Source organism: Acidiplasma cupricumulans, assembly GCF_001402935.1.
GTDB lineage: Archaea > Thermoplasmatota > Thermoplasmata > Thermoplasmatales > Thermoplasmataceae > Acidiplasma > Acidiplasma aeolicum.
On the sequence record NZ_LKBH01000071.1, the window covers coordinates 1 to 1,629 of the forward strand.

The following is a 1,629-nucleotide window of genomic DNA, read 5'->3' on the forward strand; positions in this document are numbered from 1 at the left end:
TAATTTCTGAGGTATATATTAATGAATTTTTTGCTTCATCATCGCTTACCCATAATTTACTTAAAATATTATTTGAATTATTCTTATTAGACTTCTTCCAAGACTTCCAAAATCTTTCACTATGATGTGCAACAAAATCGCCATTATCTTTAACATACTTTATTTTATCATTCATATTTGCCAGAACATTATTTTTATTTAAAGCGTTTATTAGGTCTGTTAATCTTATATTATCACATGCATAATTATGATCAAACGTTCTTACAACCTCACCATTATTAGATAAATTTTGATATTTTGGATTATCAGAGCTTATATATGCATGCATGGCAGATTCCATAGCTGCCCTGCACAGCAAGGCAACAGTAGCATTTAAGCCCATGCTATATGATAATAATGCCTCTCTAAAGATACTTACTGAAGAATCATTAAACATTATAGCAGTTTCAGTAAATCCCTTCGTTTTTATTATCTTTTCCCAGCAGCTATCCGCAGTTATATGGCGGTTATAGTGTTCTTGACATAATTCTACTTGCGGATTTTTGTATATATATTCCAAATTAATAGTAATTACAGATTCTTTAACACAATCAGGCCATGAGCATTTATTATTCATAAAGAATATAACAATAATTAATTAATAAATTCTATGATAATATTCTATAATATATTCTAAAAATATTAGTATATTTTAAATCTTGATAAATCAATTAATACCTATCTACTAGATCTATAAGAAAACGTATGGTTTCTTCCAAAGCAGATTCAGCTTCATATTTAGATGTCCATAATTTATAACCATATATATTTGGAGCATTAACCTTTTTACCTTTCATTTCGTCTTCCATTATTTTTCTTATAGTATATTTATTTTTTTTAAACCATTCCATATATGCACGTATCTGGCTTTCCCCTAGATGTGCAGCGAAATTACCTAACGTCCTAACTTTAGTATTTATATCCTCAATTTTATTTGAAAGATTTGGGAATTTCTTTTTAGCCTCCTCCTCCAAAATATGCCAATTAACAGTTTTTAGCTTTTTATTTTTACCTAGGAAGCTCTCAGGTGGGTCAAGAATGAGCTTAATTTCTTTATTTTGGTCAATTTCTATCTTATAAGAACAAGCTAAGTACAGAGAACTATCTATAATTGATCTGCAAAGTACCACGGTACCATTATAAATTTCATTTTCTATAGATTTCATAGCTTCTTCTATGAGACCAATACTTACAGCATCAAATGGAACATGCAATTTTTCAAGTTTAACAAAATATGCATTTATAATTTCTTGCAGTTTATCTGGGTATATAAATTTCTCCGGCTCTAATTCCCATCCTTCCAACATATAATTTTTATATTTGTGATTTAAACCAATCTTTTCTGGTGGGTTTGGAATAGCCGGCATAGAAAATCTAAGAGACACTGTCTCCCCATTACGATCATCTTCTTCAAACTCAAGTTCTGGATAACATTCTTTTAGTTTACTTTTCAATTTTTCTTCAAGAATATCACATACATCGGCATATTCAGATACGCTAACATCCATAATTGTACTTTATGTAACTATCCATTTTTCTTCCATGGAAATTATAGGCAAATCTATATATAAAAGCTTCATAAAATGTATA

Annotated in this window: 2 protein-coding genes; both read right to left on the reverse strand. The window is 29.1% G+C overall.

The annotated features are described in order from the left end of the window. Window positions 1–616 (reverse strand): hypothetical protein (locus AOG55_RS09265; protein WP_156318723.1); only part of this gene is annotated, 616 nt, incomplete at its 3' end. A 94-nt stretch (window positions 617–710) separates the two neighbouring features. Continuing rightward, window positions 711–1,547 (reverse strand): hypothetical protein, encoded by an 837-nt coding sequence (locus AOG55_RS02485; RefSeq protein ID WP_055040842.1) that lies wholly within the window; start codon window positions 1,545–1,547, stop codon window positions 711–713. Window positions 1,548–1,629 lie beyond the last annotated feature (82 nt).

Bases quoted from the DNA above. Each gene is read 5' to 3' on its own strand.
- AOG55_RS02485 (WP_055040842.1), bottom strand. From the start codon at position 1,547: ATGGATGTTAGCGTATCTGAATATGCCGATGTATGTGATATTCTTGAA.